We start from the raw sequence: 16,893 nt of genomic DNA, 5'->3' as shown, positions 1-16,893 counted from the left end.
ACTCAGATACTCAGAATATACACCTTTTCAGGCGGCTGACAGCGATTTTACTGTAAAACATCAGGATGTCTTTTTTCTTAGGTAATAATTGAGTTTCTTTCCAAAAAGTAAATCAAATGAAACACTTATTACTCGCAATTTTCGGTCTTTATAGTATCGCCTCTACTTATGCGCAAACATCCGATGCGGAGGCTGAAGCGCTTGTGAATTTGTTGGGGATTCAAAAAAAAGAAGCGGTAAGCAAATTGGTGTCTGTTACCGGAAAAGATTCAGTGGCTTTCTGGAAGATCTATGATGAATATCAGAAAAAGAATAATGCCACAGCCAAGGCGAGGATCAAACTATATGAGCAGACCGCGCATTCTTATGGAAACATGACCCCACATGTTGCAGATTCTCTTGCGACCAAATACTTTGCGAATCGCGTTGATCAGGAAAAAACGCTGGAAGAGTATTATCAAAAGATCAAAGCGGCTACAAACGCCGTCGTAGCTTTTGAGTTTTACCAGTCCGAAGTGTATTTGTTAACGCAGATAAGAGCATCGATCATGCAACAAATTCCGACATACGGCCAAATTCAGCTTGCTGCTAAAAAGAAGGAATAATGCAGTTTCACGCAGCGGGCGCGGAGAAGTGGCGACGCAACGAGCTCGTCTTAACTTTTGTGTTGAAAAAAAACGAAACATAAAGACTCGAAGAACACAAAGCAGCACTAAGTCTTGTTTTTTAATGTTTTTGTCTTTGTAAGCACCCTTTTTTCATACACTTGTGCAACAAAAAATCGTCGTGTTTCTCTGTGCCCTCGTGCCTCCGTGGTCCCTCTTTGTGCTTCTTTGAACCTTAACGCCTTTGTGGCAAAAAAACCGCCGTGTTTCGCCGTGTCCTTGTGCCTCCGTGGTTCCCTACCCACTGTACATTTCCATTTTCAACCGCGTTTCTTCCAAATCGAGTTCACGTTCAATTTTGCGAAGCACTTCTTCGCTGGCTTTTCCCTGGCGGTGAAGGTGGTCAAGCGTTTGTCTTTCAACGCCAATCAGGTCTATCTGTATTTGAGAAAACTGGTTGAAAATATCTGCCGGCTGGGTGTCTTTCTGACCAAAATAATTTGCCGGCAGGTCCGTCTTCTGCAGCCGGTTATATTTTATTTCATATTTACTCTTGATGTTATTCAACAGCTCATCATTCAACAGCGACAGGTTCTCTTCAATATGAGTGATAGTGTTGGTTACAACCTGGTTCCGAACTTCATATTCTTCCAATGCAATTGTATAAACAGGAAGTTTCAGTTTTCTGATGACCCATGGTAAAGTTGATCCCAGCAGTATGAGCGTTGATAAGATCACGCAAAAGGTCAAATATATAATCAGATTTCGCTGCGGAAAATCCAGCGCCAGCGCCAGTGCAGCGGCCATCGATACAACGCCGCGCATTCCCGCCCAACTGAACACCACAAGATTTTTTGGATTAAACGGTTCGTTCTTCCTGATACGTTTGCTCAATATTCGCGGCAAATATGCTGCAGGCACAACCCATATAAAACGGACGATGATTACCACAAAACTTATTGCAATGCTGTAAAGAACAAGCTCTGTCTTTGTATAAGCTTCAATGCCCTGCATAATGCTGCGCAGCTGAAGCCCGATCAGCACAAATATTAGCCCGTTAAGTATAAAGATCACTACATCCCAAACGGCATAGGACTTGATCCTGCTCTCATGCGTAAAAATAACCGCCGAGTTATAAGAAAGAAACAAACCGGAACTAACCACCGCCAACACGCCGGAAACATGAAAATGCTCTGCCAGCAAATAGCAGGCAAAGGGTGTAAGAAAAGTAAGTGTCACTTCAATTACCGCGTCGCAAATAAATTTCTTATGAACGAAATACATGATCGAACCAATGGCTAATCCTATCGCAGTGCCACCCGCAACCACTATCAAAAAGTTTAATCCTGCTTCCCAAAACACGAAATTGCCGTAGGTTACCGCTGCAATGGCGTATTTGTAAGCGATCAATCCGCTGGCATCATTAACAAGACTTTCCCCTTCCAGTATCGCATTCATCCTCGGCTCAAGTCCAAGGCCCTTTGTTACAGATGTCGCGGCTACTGCATCAGGCGGGGATACAATAGCACCCAATAAAAGTCCGAGTGGCCATGTCATACCCGGAATAATGGCATGCGCCGTGGCTGCCACAAGCACCATCGTAAACAGCACAAGCCCGATAGCGGCAAGTGAAATAGGCCGAAGGTTTGCTTTAAAGTCGTGCCAGCTTGTATTCCATGCAGCCCCGTATAATAGCGGCGGCAGAAAAATGAGAAACACTATATCCGGTTTGAGTGAGATAACAGGCAAACCCGGAATCAAACTGATCCCGACACCACAAAGCACCAGAATAATGGGAAAAGGAAATCTGTATTTATTGCTTAGCACACCTAGAAACGTAATGCCAAAAAGCAACATAACAATTAAGGCGATGTTCTCCATACGGGGCACAATATAAGCCGAACACGGGAAATAGCATAGCCACAGGGGCGCGCGGGAGGTTTCACGCAGAGAACGCAAAGGAGCAGCGGCGCAAAGGAAAACCTAAAACCGCCTAAATTAAAGTCAGTTCGTACTTCGTACTTTACAATTAAACCGGCCTTCAATTATATAAGCCTGGCCGCACTCAAGTACTTCGTAGTTCGTACTTTTTACTTGCAACTAAGCCTGCTCTTAATTAACAAATCTGCTGCACTCAAGTATTTTGTAGTTCGTACTTCGTACTATTCTGTTCTCAAGCTCTTCACGGGGTTGGCCATTGCGGCTTTTAGCGATTGAAAATATAAGCCGAACGCGGGAAATTGCATAGCCACAGGGGGCGCGCGGAGGGTTTCACGCAGAGAACGCAAAGGAGCAGCGGCGCAAAAGAAAGCCTAAAACCGTCTAAACTAAAGTCAGTTCGTACTTCGTACTTTACAATTAAACCAGTCTTCAATTATATAAGCCTACTCGCACTCAAGTACTTCGTAGTTCGTACTTCGTACTTGCAATTAAGCCTGCATTTAATTAAATAAACCACGTACGCTCAAGTACTTCGTAATTCGTACTTCGTACTTTACAATTAAACCAGCCTTCAATTATATAAGCCTATCCGCACTCAAGTACTTCGTAGTTCGTACTTCGTACTTGAAACAAAACCTGCTTCGATGAAATAAGCATGTCCGCACTCAAGTACTTCGTAGTTTGTACTTCGTACTTGAAACAAAACCTGCTTCGATGAAATAAGCTTATCCGCACTCAAGTACTTCATAGTTCGTACTTCGTACTTGAAACAAAACCTGCTTCAATGAAATAAGCATGTCCGCACTCAAGTACTTCGTACTATTCTGTTCTTAAGCTCTTCACCGGGTTGGCCATAGCGGCTTTTAGCGATTGAAAGCTTACTGTTATAAATGCAATAGCGATAATAGCAATAAACGGCAATACAAAATAGGCCCATTGCAGACTGATACGAAATGCATAACCTTCCAGCCATTTGGACGTGCTGATCCATGCAAGCGGAACAGTAATAAGAAATGCAATTGTCAACAGCAATGCAAATTCGCGGTAAAGAAGATTTAAAATACTGCCTACAGAAGCACCAAGCACTTTTCTTATGCCTATTTCTTTTGTGCGTTGCAACGTGGTGAAAGAGGCAAGACCAAACAATCCCAGGCAGGCGACAAGTATGGCAAGACTGGTAAACAATCCGAATACTTTGCCGAATCTTTTATCCGCTTTATACTGATCATCAAAGTGATCATCCAGGAAGAAATATTCCAGTGTGTTTCCGGGGAAAAACTTGCTCCATTCATCTCTTACTGCGGCTATAGTTTGGGCTGCATTGGTTGCAGGCGTTTTTATGGAAATAGATCCGTTGACATCCGGAATTAAACGAATGATCAGCGGTTCGTAAGCTTCCCTTAGTGATTGCTGATGAAAGTTTTCAGTAACACCTTCTATGGTGTATTGATCACCCCAAAAATCAATTCTCTTTCCAATCGCTTCTTCCGGCTTGTTGAATCCGAGTTGCTCAACAGCTTTCCGGTTGAAAATAACAGAGTGTTTATCTGATCCGAATGATTTATCAAACGCACGACCCGCAATAACTTTCAGGTCATATGTTCTCAAATAATCGTAATCAACACCAATAACACGATATTGTTTTTGTTTGGATTCATCCTGCCCCACAAGCTTTATTCCGCCGGCATTCCAGCCAACAGCTTCTCCCGGAATGCTGGTAGAAACAGTTATCCGCTGAATAAAAGATTTTTGTTGAAGTTCTTGTTTAAAAGCGCTCATCTTTTGCAAAAAAGTGGAATCAATGCCAACGATAGGCGGTGATACTATCAGTGTCTGTTCAATGTTTATTCCCAGCGATTGCTTCCGCATATATTGTATCTGGCGATAAACAGTAACGGTACCTATGAGCAAAAACAAAGACGCTGCAAACTGAAACACCACGAGCGATTTTCTTAATAACGATCCGCGGCTTGTTGTTCCCATTTTGCCTTTTAATACTTCAACCGGTTTGAAACCCGAAAGCACGAAGGCCGGATACAAACCTGAAAAGAAAACGCCTATAAGGAACAGGCTGATCAACGCAAGCCAGAAATTTGATTGCATAAACAGGGAGAAAGAAAGTTGTTGTCCGGATAATGCATTAAATCCCGGAATGGCAATTAAAACGATGATTATTGCCAATAACAATGCGGACGCATTAAGGACTGCAGATTCAGAAAGAAATTGTACGATTAATTGTCCGCGCTGCGAACCCACGGCTTTGCGTACACCAACTTCGCGGGCCCTTGTGATGGCACGTGCGGTTGCCAGGTTTATATAATTAACCCAGGCGATTACTACAATAAAAAAAGCAATGCCCAATAACAGGTAAACTGTTTTGCCATCGCCATTCTCACCAGGTTCCATCATGTAATGTGAGTACAGATGAATATCTTTTAACGGCTGCAAATGATAAGTTACAGCTGCGTTGTATTTTTTCATATCTTCCTTAGTGAACTTGTTCACTACGGGGATAAATTTCTTTTCAACTACCGCAGGATTCACATTTTTTCTCAATAAAAGATAGGTAAGGCACCCGTCCCACTGCCATGCATTCTCCGGCCCGTTACCGGTAGAATCAGTTGTGAATTTCAAAAAGCTTGCATAGGATAATAACATATCAGGCTTAAGCTGGGTATTTACAGGGGCGTCTTTGTAAACGGCAGTGATTGTATAATTGCTGTTGCGGTTTAAAGCAAGTCTCTTACCAACCACGTTAGTGGTTCCATATATTTTTTTGGCTGTAGTTTCAGAAAGTGCAGCGGTAAATGGTTCTTTTAAAGCTGTCGTCTTGTTGCCGGAAAGCAATGGATAGGTAAAAATGCTAAAGAAAGATGCGTTGGTAAAATATACTTTTTCAATTTTTAAGGGCTGGTTATTTACGTCTGCAGTAACGCGACCATTGCCTACAACCTTTACATAATCTTCAATTTCGGGAATGGCATCTTTAAATGAATTACCTACTGCAAATGCGCCCGCAGCCCATTGTGTGCTTAGCTTGCCATTGTCGTATCTGTCCTGCTGAACACGGTAAATACGATCCTTGTTCACCTGGAAATTCTCAAAGCTCAATTCAAATGAAACGTATTGCAGAATGAGTAAGCAAGCTGCAATGCCGATAGCTAACCCAAAAATATTAATGGCTGAATAAGCTTTGTGGCGCTTGATATTGCGCCAGGCTATTTTAAAGTAGTTCTTAAGCATACAGACGTTTCTTCAATGTTTATGTAAGGGACTAATCCTTTAAGCAAGAATAAAGTCAATTAATATTTGTGCATTATCTCTAACGTTACTTCTTCTTAAAAGTTACCCGACAAGTGATCAAATGATATACTAAGTGTCAGAACTTTGGTTATCAATTACTTAGAAAGGAAAGGAATTAATACTGTGTTCGAAAATGAAACAGTTGCTGTTCGTTTTTGAGACAGGCATTTGGTGGGTTAATGTCCTACGGACAAGAAATCAGCATCGTTCAAAATTCTATTGAGCTTGATGCCCTACGGGCAATCACATATCTTAGGATAAAAATCACGTTACCTATAATTCTCCTCTATCTGTAAAACCAGGCATCATATACTTCCCCTTTTTTAAAAATATCTTTTCCATCAGGAAGTTCAAGGAAAGCGTTTGCTGAAGTTAACGTTGCATAATCGCCCGATCCGTTGGTGAGATGCGGGTCAGCAATCAAAGTACCATTGTTAGATGTGGTAATGTGTACGGGCGGAAAGAAGGTAAGTGGTTTATCAAACAAAATATCTTCTTTTAAAACTGCTTTCAAAGGCTCAACCGGCGTTTTTATGCCAATTGTTTTATGTATCCAGGGAATTACATAGCGATGCAGGCACATAAATCCTGATACAGGATTGCCGGGCAGGCCGAAAAACAGCACATTGTTTTTTGAAACCGCAAACAACAATGGTTTTCCGGGCCGTTGTTTTACTTTATGAAATTTGATGTCAACGGCAAGCTCAGCAAGCACTTCGGGTATGTAGTCCAGTTTTCCCGCAGAAACGCCTCCCGAACAAATGATCAGATCGTATTCGTTAAACAAGCTTGAAAACGATTGGAGAAGTTCTTTCTTATCATCATTCAGGTGTAAGATCGTGCAGGTTGTGTTATGATTATTCAGCACGGCTTTTAATGCGTACACATTGGACATTCTTACCTGGTGAGCCTCCGGACGTTGATTAACAGGCACCAGCTCATTACCTGTAGCAACCAACGCGACTTTGAGTTTTTTGCTTACGGTAACCTGCTGTTTACCTACGGATGCCAGTACAGCAATTTCTGCTCCGCCAATGCATACCCCGTTATCCAGTAAAACTTCACCCTCACCAACATCGCTGGCTTTGCGATGAATATTCTGTTGTTTTACTACTTCATTTGTTACGAGAAATGTGTTGTTGACCTGTTGGAGATGTTCATAAGGGATAACTGTATCTGCATTTGCGGGAAGAACAGTTCCCGTCATTACTTCAATACAACAACCGTCGGCCAGCGTTTTCTGCGGATCGCCGGCTGCCTGCATGCCCTGTATGGCAAAGCTGCGTTGGCCGTTCCCATAGTCATTATAATTAATGGCAATTCCATCCATCGTGATCCTGTCAAAAGGAGGGAAGGGGCGGTCAGCTATTATGGTTTCCATCAACACACGGCCATCCGCGTCCGAAATATCAACCGTTTCGCGGCTTGCGGTAGAAGAAGTTTGCATAATATATTCAAATGCCTGTTGAACCGTTAGCATAGTCAATTCTTTTAAAGATAAACTTCACGCTCATTTCCCTGTTTGTCATACCAATTCGTCGCATCAATAAATCAGGGACATTGAATAGAGAGTAGTAAATTTACAGCGATGAATACGCACGAAAAAAAATTTACTCACTTAAACGAGCAGAACCGTCCGGCAATAGTGGATATTGAGGCAAAACAGGTAACCACACGCATTGCTACTGCCCAGTCCAGGGTGGTGCTGCCGGCAGAAGTGCTGGAGCATTTTACCGGTACGGATATCAACGTAAAAAAAGGTGCCGTTTTTCAAACCGCAATCATTGCCGGCGTTATGGCGGCAAAGAAAACACCGGATCTGATTCCTTTGTGCCACACATTATTGCTGGAAAACTGCCAGGTAAATATCGTGATGGAAGAGAATGAAGCTGTTGTTTCCTGCACCGTAAAAACAACCGGAAAGACGGGTGTGGAAATGGAAGCGCTAACCGGTGCGAGTGTTGCTGCGCTTACGATTTATGATATGTGCAAGGCATTTTCTCACGATATCGTAATTAAAGAAACCAGGCTAATGAGTAAAAGCGGAGGCAAAAATGACTTTGAACGAAAATAAAGCTCCATTATATGCACTGATATTATGTGGTGGATACAGCAGGCGAATGCAAACAGATAAGTTCCTGATATCGTATCATGACGGCATTCCTCAATGGCTATACCTGTATAACATGCTGAAACCCCTGTTGCAGGATGTTTTTATTTCGTGCCGGCCGGATCAGCATCAGTTTTTTGGTGAAAATTACCGCATTATTGAAGATATGGCCGAAGGAAAGGGGCCGGCGATGGGACTGGTTTCTGCCCATGAAAAAGATCCTGACGCAGCCTGGCTTGTTGTTGCCTGCGATCTGCCGTTACTAACGGACCACACTTTGCGCTTGCTGATTGATAACAGGAATGCGTCAAAAAGTGCAACATCTTTTGTAAGCCCTGAAAATCATTTACCTGAACCGCTTATTGCAATATGGGAGCCAGCGGGACTCGCGTTGTTAAAGGAGAATTATAAAAATGACTTATTTTGCCCGCGTAAAACATTGTTGTCAACTGATATTCTGCTGCTTACCAATGACAATCCGGAAGAACAGCTGAATGCCAACACGCCAGAAGAAAGACAGGATGTGATTCGCATGCTTGGTTAAGGATGTGCAGCTACCCAAACGCTGCCGTCTTCAAAAAATTCTTTTTTCCAGATCGGAACAGTTTGTTTAAGGGTGTCGATTGCAAATTCGCAGGCTTCGAATGCTGCCTTGCGGCGGTGCGCCGCTACAGCAATTACTACAGCCAGTTCTCCCGGGTATTTTTCACCTGTAGCATGATGGATAATGATTTCCTGGATAGCAAAGCGTTCTTTAGCTTCGTCAGCAATTTTCTGCATTTCCAACAGCGCCATCGGCTCGTAGCACTCAAAGAATAGTTTGATCACTTTTTTGCCTTGCGTGTGATTCCGGACAGTGCCTATAAAAACATCAACTGCCCCGTATTCTGGTTTACTGATGGCTGTTATTACGTCCGTTGTGTTAATGGTCTCTGCTATATAAATTGAAGCCTTCATATTATCCTCCGCTTACTGGTGGTATTAATGCAATTTCGTCGGAAGATTGTAACCTGTCATCATCATTCGCGTAATTATTATTGACCGCAATCATCAGCGAATTTAATTTTTCCAGTTGCGGATATATGTTGTAGAGATGGCGCCTTAACTCACCCACGGTAGTAAACGCGTTTCCCGTTTCATGAACAGAACCTCCTATTATATCTTTTGTTATACCAAATAATAAAATCGTATGCGACATGGTATTTATTTTAAACCAATCATTTTAAAAAATCATTTTTATGCCCGCGTCCGAAGCCTTATAGCTGATACCTAATAGCTGATTGCTGATATCTGATTTATGCATTTGCGTTCATTAGCAATCTTGCTCCTGCGTAGCCAACAAGCACTGCAGTTGCAACCGTTACCCATTTTTCACTCAGTTTTTTTGCGCTCAGATAGGTGCCTATCTGCCCACCGACAATCACACTAAGCAACAACGGGATAGTAAAATTATAATCAAAACTTATTTGCTTTCTCGAAAATTGTCCAAGCAGGCCTGCAATTGAATTTACGAGTATAAAAAAACTGCTCAAGCCAGCAATATTCTTTGCGGTATCAAAATGTGCCAGTTTTAATAGTGGTGATAAAAATATTCCACCACCAATGCCTGTCATGCCACTTAATCCACCAATAAATCCGCCTGCAATGCTAAACTTGTAAACCGAAGTCTCATTTTTAGAAAATTTTTTCTCGGAATAAAAAGGCAGTAATCGATAAAACATCAGTAATGATGCAATTACCAGCGAAGTGCCAAGTACAATAAAAAATACATGTTCTTTTAATGGAATATAGCTGCCGATAAAAGCCATCGGAACGCTGGCCACACTCAACCATAATGCTTTCTTCAGAGGAAGATATCCCTGCCTGTAAAAATTGAAAACACCGTTTGTCACTACAACAATATTGCAAAGAAGCGCAGTCGATTTCATGGTGTACATACTTACACCATACAATGCCATGATAGCCATATAACTTGAGCCACCGCCAAAACCGGCCATAGAATATACGAGGGCGACCAAAAAGAAAAGCAGGCACAGTTGATAATCCATTCTGAATGTTTAAAGTTAGTACACCTGCATCGTCTTGTCTATTTCTAGCGCCCATGCATGAATACCGCCGGTTAAATTAAAAATATTGGTAAATCCTTTCTTTAATAATTCTTCGCCTGCAATCCTGCTTCTGATACCATGATGGCAAATCATAATGACAGGCTGGCTTCCGTCAATTTTATTTGCTTTCGCTACTATTTCACCTAAAGGAATGTGTATACTGTCAGCAATCTGGCAAATGGCCAGCTCATCATCTTCTCTGACATCTACAAGCTGGATTGCCTCGTTGTTTTTTATTCGTGACGCAAGTTCTGAAACGGACATATTGCGAAGTCTCGCCGATCCGCACAGCGATTTATAATCATCGCTATCAAGCCTTGTTATTTGCGGAAGATCTGATTTTGGCTGGAAGCGGATAGTTCTCTGTTGATTGAATAGTGTATCGATGATCAACATTTTGTTGGCTAGTAACTCTCCGATGCCGGTTAATAATTTAATCGTTTCGTTGGCCTGGTAACAACCTATAATTCCGGGAAGGATCCCTAACACACCATTGGTATTGCAGTCCTGCACAACGCCAACTTCAGGTGCCGTGGGAAACAGGCAACGGTAAGTTGCCGATCCATTATGGTTAAATACGCTTACCTGTCCTTCATACTGATGAATGGCGCCATAAACAAAAGGTTTGTTTAATATCACACACGCATCATTGATCAGGTAACGTGTTGGAAAATTATCGGTACAATCAACAACCACATCAAAAAGGCCGATAACGGAAAGCGCATTGCCGGTGGTAAGCAATTCGTTAAATACAATATACTCAACTTCGGGATTGAGTGCATTTAACCGTTCTGCAGCCTTGTTTGCTTTAGGCTCGCCTATATCATTTGTTGTATATAAAACCTGGCGGTGGAGATTGCTTTCGGCAACAACATCGTGATCTATAATTCCAATTTTGCCAACGCCCATGCCGGACAAATATTGTAAAACAGGAACCCCGAGACCACCTGCGCCAACTACCAGCACGCGGGATTGTAAAAGCTTAAGCTGCGCTTCCTCTCCAAAACCAGCCAGCAGAAGCTGCCGGTTATATCTCTCTTTATTCAGTTGCATAAATGTGTGCCCGTTATTCAGGCAACAATTTAAAACAAATTAGTCGAATGTACGGTGTACAATGTTAGATGCCCGCCCGTACCGACGGCACGTTCGGGCGGGTACGATGTACGATGTGGAGAATGGCTGATGGCTGATTTTTTGATGTCTGATATAATGTTCGATGTTAGATGCCCGCCCGTACCGACGGAACGTTCGGGCCGGTACGGTGGATGATGTGAAGGATGTCTGACGGCTGATGTTTTGATGCCTGATGTTTTGAATTTTTGGTTGTATATCAACGCTCAACAGACACATACTTTTAATACCTGAAATCTAACCCTTACGCTTTGAACCTGTTATCCGTCACTAGCCAGGCTTATTGTCAGGTTTGTGCCATCATTTTCAATTTTCCATTTTCAATTGTCAATTACTTGTCTTTAAAGGTTCATGCCTGTTCATCTCTGGCCACATTGTGCTAAATTTGTACTAACCACTTCAATTGTTAACCATGAAGATCAGGATAAAAGCCAACACACTCAGGTTTCGTCTGGATAAGAATGACATCAGCTCCATACAGCAAAACGGATATGTTATGGAAGAAACGCAGATTGCCAATGGCAGCATTCATTTCTGCATCAAGCTAAAACCGGTGGATGAACCTGTCGTTAAACTCGACCCTTTCGCAGTGCATGTTCAGTATCCTGAAAAGTTACTTTCTGAATGGACAAACAGCGAAGAAAACGGATTATACTGTTCTATCCGCAATGCTGATGGATCCGAATTGAAAGTGTCTATTGAAAAAGACTATAAATGTCTTACAGAAAGGGGTGAGGATGAAACTGCAAATTTTGAGAACCCGTTATCAAGACATAATTGTTAAGCAATGCTGATTGACAAGTTCGGACGTGAAATAAATTACCTGAGATTATCCGTAACAGATCGCTGTAATTTGCGCTGCTGTTATTGCATGCCTGAACATCAGCAGTTTCTTTCGCGTGATGAAGTATTGTCTTACGAAGAAATCATTTTCCTGGTCAATGCCTTAACCCGCACCGGCATTACAAAGGTAAGAATTACCGGTGGCGAGCCTTTTGTAAGAAAAGATCTTTCCTCGCTTTTGGAACAATTGTCTTCCATAAAGACGCTCGAAAATCTTTCTATTACAACAAATGGCGTATTAACAGGCAAGTACATCGACCAGCTTCTACGGTCGAATATCACGAATGTTAATTTAAGTCTTGATACATTAAGAAGGGATCGTTTTTTCAGGCTGACAAGACGTGATGAGTTTGACGCTGTTTTCGCATCGCTGCAAATGTTAATGCAGAAGCCCTTTAATCTTAAGCTCAACATGGTGGTGATAAATGATATGAATGTGGATGAGATCCTGGATTTTGTAGAGCTAACCCGCAACCATCAAATCAGTGTCCGTTTTATCGAGGAAATGCCATTTAACGGACAGGGGAAGGACTATTCCGGAATCAAATGGAATTACGACGCGATTTTGCATCATATAAGCCAGCGTTATAATCTCACAAAGCTGGCTGATCCCAAACATAATATAGCGCTGAATTATAAGGCAGACGATTTTGCAGGGTCTATCGCTGTTATACCCGCTTACTCCCGGACGCTTTGCGGAACCTGCAACCGTTTAAGGGTAACGCCTACCGGTGGTATGAAGTTGTGCCTGTACGGTAATGATGTCCTAAATGTAAAAGATCTCATCCGTTCCGGAACAGGAGAGCAGGAGCTGATTGCAGCAATCCAACAAGCGGTAACATTAAAACCGGTTAACGGCTTTGAAGCTGCTGCAATGAAAGAAGTTGAACAGTATGAAAGTATGTCGCTGATTGGCGGATAAATACTTTATGCTTAGTCCGATAATCTCCTGAATGTGGCTACAGGTTCAAAACCCTGAATATAAATTTTGAGGTAAACATAGTTTAAAAAATCTACTTCCATTATATCAGGTTTTCCTGTCGGAACCGCAACCGGTTTAAAGCTAATTTTATCATTCTTAACAGCATAAGTGAATTTACTGTAAGAGCCTTTAGGGGCCTTTGGATTCTGGATATTCAGATGCTTATCTTTCGTGAATTCGAAAATGGCATCTTTGAATTGATTATTTGATCGCTTAATGATTGAAGCGGTATCGGGCACGTAATTAGGCCAATCAAATTTAATAAACCTCCATTTTCCAATTAGCAGTGATTGATCGATTTTGGATTGAGCATGCAATAGGGATAGTGCTAAACAGAAAACTAAGGATAATAGGTGGTGTTTCTTGTACATTAACAATCAAAATTAGTAGTCGGGTCCGGGTATGGAGCGTGACTCGTTTTAATAAAGAAGCAAATATAATTGAAATAACAATCGGTTAAATTTGTTAGAAGGTGATGTTCCGGAACAGGGGAGCAGGAGCTAATTGCAACAATCCAACAAGCAGTGGCATTAAAACCGGTTAACGGCTTTGAAGCCGCTGCAATGAAAGAAGTTGAACAGTATGAAAGTATGTCGCTGATTGGGGATAGCCATAGGTTAGTTAAGTTCAGTTTTGGGGAAGGATCATTTTTAAAATAGGATAGTCTTTGCCTTCGCTGTCTTTTTCGCTTCTTTCAAATGTTATAAATCCGGATTTTTTATAGAATAATACTGCGTGATTATTTTGTTCATTTACATCAACCTTATCTGCTTTAAGTTCCTCGATGGCATAGCGCATTAATTTTTTACCTAGCCCTTGTCCTATTGCGTTTGGAGAAAGAAACAGCATTTCAATTTTTTTGTCAGCCACACCAATAAATCCGATCACTGTTTCATTTTGTTCCAGGCAGAAAACAGGGAATGCGCTAAAGTCAATAGCGGCCACAATGTCTTTGTAATAATCAATATCTGAAGCTGCCAAGAAGTTATGTGTCGCGCGGACTGATTCTTCCCATACGGAAATTAACTGTTTTCTGTAGCTGCTGTTATAGGGCACTATTTTTATCGCATCTTGTTTAATGTTTTCCATTGTTCGCAAAATTCGGTTTTTTAATTGAATTTATAGATCATCCTCCGCCTGCGAAACATAATCAGGTGCAGCATTTATTGCCTGTCTTAGCATAAAGTTCAATTGCGCTGCATGATGTTGAACATGCCGTAAATTGTAGAACAATATTTCAAGAATTGAATATTTTAAAGCATCCATCCCTGATAGCGACAGATCCGTTGTCTCAGTGCTGGCTATCCATGATTCATTCAATTTTTCCTCTGTCAGATTACTTATTACACTGCGGCATTTTTCCCGGGCGTATTGCACATAATCAATCAATTCGGCCCTGCTGTATAATTTGTTGGGCACTACATCATCAACGGCGTCCGCAGGTATTTTATCTGGCTCAGTGAGCGTATATCCAGGTGGCGGAAAAAAGTTTACAGGTGGAATGGTTAAATAATAATCTGTAAACACTGCACAATGATAAGCATTGTAAAAGAATTTCTTATTGTTGTACCAAAGCTCGTCCGGGCACATCTCTATAGCGTTCTTCAGCATGTCTATGCTGGCAGCAAAATTTTTCCAAAGGCAATGTTTTAATGTGGTAAGCATGGCACAATAGTTTGCCTGAAGTTACGCTATTTAACATCCAGTAGAAGTATGCAGTGGTTATCGCTTGCGTAAAGTTCTAATCGTAAAATGGTTTCACATTTTTATCGCCTGATAAACTATTTACTATGAACCTTTTTGTTTGAATATTTCCTTCGGGTCAAGTTTGGCCGTTTGAATAATAAGGATACACGCGTTCACGAAAGATTGAAGTTGCCTGGCTTCTGTTTGATAATCAGCCGACCAGACGCTATACTTAACCGCATTGTCGCTGTTACCAAATTCTATTTGCCAGGAAGTGCCGTCGTACCCTGTGAAATCAGCTCCGCCAATAATAGCCCACGCGCTGATTTTTTGAATTGATAGTATTACCTGATCATATTCGGCTTTGCTGATGTTGAACGAATAATCCTTTTTAGTTGCAGCCCATTTGGCTTCAGCTTTGGCCATTGGTAAGGACTGCGCATGGACATTGACACTGTCTTTTTCCTTCTTAAATACAACCGTAACATAGTGGTCCGGAATTCTTAAGTAATGAATAAATGTGAATTTAAGTTGGGTTGTACTAAGACTTTGAGCAAAGGACTGTTGAGGTTTAAATTGTGATACAATCAAAATGATTAGAGTTGAAAAAAATGAAATTCTGTTCATTCGTAAAGTCCTTTTTGATAGGAATCGAATGATTAAGATACATTTTTTTTACTGCATGATATATTGGGATGTGGAATATTCGTTTATTCTATATCTCCGTAATGACATTCAATTCACTTCTACTTACAAAATTCTTAACTGGCTCCCCGCACATTGAACAACAGTATGAAGACGGCAATGATTCGAATGGCGTATTGGGCGAAATATCCTGTTCAATATCACCGAGCGCTTCATCATATGCTGTAAAACATTGCGGGCACTGGTGCCATGTTTTTTCTTCCATTCCTTTAGCTGGTTCGGGGGTGCTCAATATGGCAGGAGCATGTTGTATTTCCATTTGCTCGTAAAAGAATTTGCTTAAGGATACGAGGTATGTACCCAAATGCTCTTTGGAAACGCCTTCTCTAAAATGGATAAGCTCTTGTGTGTTTGGATTAAAATCGCTGGTATGTAAAATGTCATAGCGCTCTTGTGACCTTAACCGGCCGCTTCCGGTCTGTGGACATTTACGTATGATCACAGACCCGAATATCCCGGCTTTTTGTTTCAATTGTATGCCAAAGCTCAACCCATAGGTGCGCACATCTTCTTTATCAAAATGACGGATGATGAGTCGCTTGATCCTTAGCGCTTCTTCATTATTGTCTTCCACTTGCCAGTTGAGTTCATTGGCAGCGTGCCGCACGTTAATACGGTACTTATTCAGGATATAATCATACCGTTGACGATGCGCACGATCGATATCTTTTATGATCAGTGATTTCCATGCAGTGGAATACAACTGCCCGATCTTTGTCTCCAGGCACAAAGAGCAAAGTTCCTGTAGAAAGGCAACAGGGAAGCTTTGGTCGCGGCGGTAAATGCCAAGCCAGTAACTGTTGCCATGCCTGTTAAATCCCTCATAGTAGGGTAAATGAAATGCCGGAACAACCATACGAACGGCGTTCGTATTGCCGGCGTCAGGATCATCCGTTTTTATTTGTTTGTAAACGTCTTCACCCTTCGTCGTTTTAAAGCCACTCATTAGCAGGCGCTCAATTTTTGCATTGAGCGAACCTATGTAGTTTGTATAAACTTCTTCGGGCCACCTGTACAATTCATTACTGCCCGGCATCCGGAGATACAAATGCCAGTAATGTAATTGGGGGGATGTAATCCAGTTTAAATGACCTGTAAAAAAAGGCGTAAAGGTTTGCTTGCTGTCGCAGACGTTTATTTTAATCCTGGAAGGTTGCTCAAACATATTCAACACATCTTTGTAGGTGCCTTCTGTTAACCAGCTGTCTGTTGTAAAAATGCCTGCAGCTACATATGAGCTGGTAATATTTGCATGTGCCTTCTTCGTTTCCTGCCAGGCAATTTGTTGTCGCTTGCAGTTTGTGGTAAACTGTGATAAATATTTTTCCGGCACATCAATCAATAATTGCTGGCGCGCACCGAAACTTACGTCTTTGATCAGGCATTGATCCGCAATAGAAAGTATTTCCAGCAATTGCCCCGGTGAGATAATTCCCCCTTTAAAATTGATCGTTATCGAATGTGTCCGGCTCATACGTA

The 16,893-nt window shown here is 41.7% G+C and carries 16 protein-coding genes; 5 read left to right on the top strand and 11 right to left on the bottom strand.

Going from position 1 to position 16,893, the window contains the following annotated elements:
• Window positions 1–116: 116 nt before the first annotated feature.
• Window positions 117–605: a hypothetical protein gene (locus QTN47_RS19705; RefSeq protein WP_369331132.1), complete on the top strand. Its 489-nt coding sequence runs from the start codon at window positions 117–119 to the stop codon at window positions 603–605.
• 297 nt (window positions 606–902) lie between these two features.
• On the opposite strand, the gene QTN47_RS19700 is transcribed toward QTN47_RS19705, so the two are convergent.
• The 3 genes from QTN47_RS19700 to QTN47_RS19690 all read right to left on the bottom strand — a co-directional run bounded on the left by QTN47_RS19700 (window position 903) and on the right by QTN47_RS19690 (window position 7,329).
• Entirely contained in the window at window positions 903–2,486 is a 1,584-nt protein-coding gene (locus QTN47_RS19700) for a Na+/H+ antiporter (protein ID WP_369331131.1), read from the bottom strand.
• 879 nt (window positions 2,487–3,365) lie between these two features.
• On the bottom strand, window positions 3,366–5,789 hold the full coding sequence (locus tag QTN47_RS19695) for an ABC transporter permease (RefSeq protein WP_369331130.1): 2,424 nt from the start codon (window positions 5,787–5,789) through the stop codon (window positions 3,366–3,368).
• 346 nt (window positions 5,790–6,135) lie between these two features.
• Window positions 6,136–7,329 carry a molybdopterin molybdotransferase MoeA gene (locus QTN47_RS19690; protein WP_369331129.1) on the bottom strand — a complete coding sequence of 398 codons (1,194 nt, stop codon included), beginning with the start codon at window positions 7,327–7,329 and terminating at the stop codon, window positions 6,136–6,138.
• Between the two features lie 108 nt (window positions 7,330–7,437).
• Here QTN47_RS19690 and moaC point away from each other — a divergent pair, with 108 nt between their 5' ends.
• Both moaC and QTN47_RS19680 read left to right on the top strand, forming a co-directional pair.
• Window positions 7,438–7,923, top strand: coding sequence for a cyclic pyranopterin monophosphate synthase MoaC (gene moaC, locus QTN47_RS19685; RefSeq protein ID WP_369331128.1), 486 nt, complete (start codon window positions 7,438–7,440; stop codon window positions 7,921–7,923).
• On the top strand, window positions 7,904–8,503 hold the full coding sequence (locus QTN47_RS19680; protein ID WP_369331127.1) for an NTP transferase domain-containing protein: 600 nt from the start codon (window positions 7,904–7,906) through the stop codon (window positions 8,501–8,503). The genes moaC and QTN47_RS19680 overlap by 20 nt, the downstream gene beginning before the upstream one ends.
• On the opposite strand, the gene QTN47_RS19675 is transcribed toward QTN47_RS19680, so the two are convergent.
• From QTN47_RS19675 to QTN47_RS19660, 4 genes are all read right to left on the bottom strand, one after another.
• On the bottom strand, window positions 8,500–8,916 hold the full coding sequence (locus QTN47_RS19675; RefSeq protein ID WP_369331126.1) for a molybdenum cofactor biosynthesis protein MoaE: 417 nt from the start codon (window positions 8,914–8,916) through the stop codon (window positions 8,500–8,502). The genes QTN47_RS19680 and QTN47_RS19675 overlap by 4 nt on opposite strands.
• Window position 8,917: 1 nt before the next feature.
• Window positions 8,918–9,157 (bottom strand): MoaD/ThiS family protein, encoded by a 240-nt coding sequence (locus QTN47_RS19670; RefSeq protein ID WP_369331125.1) that lies wholly within the window; start codon window positions 9,155–9,157, stop codon window positions 8,918–8,920.
• A 97-nt stretch (window positions 9,158–9,254) separates the two neighbouring features.
• On the bottom strand, window positions 9,255–10,007 hold the full coding sequence (locus QTN47_RS19665; protein ID WP_369331124.1) for a sulfite exporter TauE/SafE family protein: 753 nt from the start codon (window positions 10,005–10,007) through the stop codon (window positions 9,255–9,257).
• A 15-nt stretch (window positions 10,008–10,022) separates the two neighbouring features.
• On the bottom strand, window positions 10,023–11,120 hold the full coding sequence (locus QTN47_RS19660) for a HesA/MoeB/ThiF family protein (protein WP_369331123.1): 1,098 nt from the start codon (window positions 11,118–11,120) through the stop codon (window positions 10,023–10,025).
• 490 nt (window positions 11,121–11,610) lie between these two features.
• On the opposite strand from QTN47_RS19660, the gene QTN47_RS19655 reads away from it, so the two are divergent.
• Both QTN47_RS19655 and moaA read left to right on the top strand, forming a co-directional pair.
• Window positions 11,611–11,982 (top strand): DUF7009 family protein, encoded by a 372-nt coding sequence (locus tag QTN47_RS19655; protein ID WP_369331122.1) that lies wholly within the window; start codon window positions 11,611–11,613, stop codon window positions 11,980–11,982.
• A 3-nt stretch (window positions 11,983–11,985) separates the two neighbouring features.
• Window positions 11,986–12,963, top strand: coding sequence for a GTP 3',8-cyclase MoaA (gene moaA, locus QTN47_RS19650; RefSeq protein WP_369331121.1), 978 nt, complete (start codon window positions 11,986–11,988; stop codon window positions 12,961–12,963).
• A 687-nt stretch (window positions 12,964–13,650) separates the two neighbouring features.
• On the opposite strand, the gene QTN47_RS19645 is transcribed toward moaA, so the two are convergent.
• The 4 genes from QTN47_RS19645 to QTN47_RS19630 all read right to left on the bottom strand — a co-directional run bounded on the left by QTN47_RS19645 (window position 13,651) and on the right by QTN47_RS19630 (window position 16,888).
• Window positions 13,651–14,112 carry a GNAT family N-acetyltransferase gene (locus QTN47_RS19645; RefSeq protein WP_369331120.1) on the bottom strand — a complete coding sequence of 154 codons (462 nt, stop codon included), beginning with the start codon at window positions 14,110–14,112 and terminating at the stop codon, window positions 13,651–13,653.
• A gap of 30 nt (window positions 14,113–14,142) precedes the next feature.
• On the bottom strand, window positions 14,143–14,688 hold the full coding sequence (locus tag QTN47_RS19640) for a DinB family protein (protein ID WP_369331119.1): 546 nt from the start codon (window positions 14,686–14,688) through the stop codon (window positions 14,143–14,145).
• 123 nt (window positions 14,689–14,811) lie between these two features.
• Window positions 14,812–15,336 carry a hypothetical protein gene (locus QTN47_RS19635; protein WP_369331118.1) on the bottom strand — a complete coding sequence of 175 codons (525 nt, stop codon included), beginning with the start codon at window positions 15,334–15,336 and terminating at the stop codon, window positions 14,812–14,814.
• 88 nt (window positions 15,337–15,424) lie between these two features.
• Complete coding sequence (locus QTN47_RS19630; protein WP_369331117.1) at window positions 15,425–16,888, bottom strand: rubredoxin; 1,464 nt, start codon at window positions 16,886–16,888, stop codon at window positions 15,425–15,427.
• Between the last annotated feature and the right edge of the window lie 5 nt (window positions 16,889–16,893).

This window comes from Danxiaibacter flavus (genome assembly GCF_041060425.1).
Lineage (GTDB): Bacteria > Bacteroidota > Bacteroidia > Chitinophagales > Chitinophagaceae > Danxiaibacter > Danxiaibacter flavus.
The sequence above is the reverse complement of the archived record's forward strand: the minus strand, read 5'-3'. Positions and strand labels throughout refer to the sequence as shown.